General features: G+C 47.6%; 1 protein-coding gene. It reads right to left on the bottom strand.

Translation table 11 applies throughout. The features are described from left to right. Positions 1 to 357: 357 nt before the first annotated feature. Positions 358 to 1,845: an HNH endonuclease gene (locus tag OKC28_RS22850; RefSeq protein ID WP_270691157.1), complete on the bottom strand. Its 1,488-nt coding sequence runs from the start codon at positions 1,843 to 1,845 to the stop codon at positions 358 to 360. Between the last annotated feature and the right edge of the window lie 86 nt (positions 1,846 to 1,931).

Consider the following 1,931-nt stretch of genomic DNA (forward strand, 5'->3'; position numbering starts at 1 on the left):
GGTATTAGCTGGTCAAGGATGGCGATCATACCTCAGAAGCCGCGCCACGCCTCGCTCATATGAGGGGATGGTTAAGGATAATCCCCCCTAAAAATGGGGGGATTACCAATGCTGCGTCGTTGTGGTCGTGCAGGGGGGGATAGGTATCAACTCAGTCCTTTGGGTGTGGCTTGTTTTGTTTGGCGACTAATGAGATCGCACAAACTGGGCTGAGTTCACTATCTCCGGTGATCTACTATTCGGAACAGCTATTTAGGTGGCTATGCTGACATTGCCAACCCTATATCTGCGAAAACCTCAGGCTCCTACCTTGAACTGCAGGCAACGTTAAAAATGCCGACCTGCAATTGTTAATTATTAATCCTGCGAGGTGAAATAAAACCAGTGATATTCCAGAGCGTGGCTCGATAGCCCTACTTTGTCCACCAATCTTTGTCCATCCAAATCCCGATATTGAGCATCCTTGATGCTGTCGCTGACCCGTATGGTCAGAGTGCGTGGGTCAATCGACAACAGGAAACTATCAAACAGGCGGTGAATATCGGTGCGCAATAGCAAGCCATTCTTGATGTGGTTATCCTTCTCCCCACGGTAGGGATAAATGTGAGCAGCATCCAAGACATTCAAGGTTTCGCAGCCGGTGATGGCACACTTTCCCCACGCCTTGCGCAAACTGTTTCTAAAGTCACTTTGCCCTGCACGAATAGTGATGCTCGTCTTCTTCTTGATACGCTCATCCTCCTGCTTGAGTTTAAATGTGCTCACGATCTTGTTTTTGGACTGTGCGAGGCTTGATTTGACAGGCTTGACTAGGATTGGCTGCGCTTTGACATGGGCCAAAGCATCAGGATATTTTGTGATGGCCACAATGGTTTCCTTAAAGCTGGGTAAACCCAGTTCGGTAATCACAGAAGTCTCGAGAAAATTTTTATAAAAAATCAGCTTGAAATCCAAACCACGCTCATAGCGCATTTTTGCTAAGACGGTTGCAGCCTCATCCGCATATTTGAAACAAGTGCGCCGGTCACGCCATAGTAGGTCAATTTCATCGATATTCAGGTTGTTGTAACGAGCCAAGATCTCGGCCAGATTGTGCTGGTTGGGGGCGGCTGACGGAGTGCCTGCAGGTGTAGACTGGTGGCTTTTGGTAGACGAGGGGTCAGCACTGACTAGTGAGGGGGCTGTGAGTGTGAGGATGGTGCGCGACGCGCTGATCGGAGATGTGACTGCAGGTGCTGGCACAGCCGAGTGCGGCGAGGCCGCGACGGTAACTACGGGCTGTTTGTTTATGACTGGGGCAGTGGAGGGGGCGGCTATCGGCCCGGTTTCTTGTTCCGATACGCCAACATCAGTATCAATATCGCCATCGTTGTCGCTCTCATTGTTATCATCAAAGCTCAGGTAACTTTCGCCATTCCAAATTGGTAGGGCGAGGTAACAATGATAATCAATGTTGTCATCGATCATGCCCAGTGCTTTATGCAGCAGGAACAACACCACCGACCGCTCTATGACACTCGCATCCAGGTCTCGCCACTTTTCTTTGAGAACTTCTAATTCTTGTCCACTGTAGTTGGCAAATGTATCGTCTATTATCAACAACTGTTTGTTGGATAGCTTAACAACTCGGTCAGCAAAAATATTTGTGAGTAAAAATGAGATTAATTCTTTTTGGGTTGTCTTGGAAATAATCGTCTTAGGTTCTTCTAGAAATGTACCTTCCATTCTGTCGAGCGCTTTTAGGCAACGACCTGCCAAATGGTTCATCGCATCACTACGCTTCTCATAGGCATGGAAAGGTACTACACAATAAATGTTGCCATTACGCAAATGCGTTAATGTCAATTTAAACTCATCTAGGGAAGGTGCGAATAAGCGGGGAAATTCTTCTCGGCTGACTCAGTCATTTCATTTCTTCATGTTTGAGCCGA

Source organism: Aeromonas sp. D3, assembly GCF_027705025.1.
Lineage (GTDB): Bacteria > Pseudomonadota > Gammaproteobacteria > Enterobacterales > Aeromonadaceae > Aeromonas > Aeromonas salmonicida.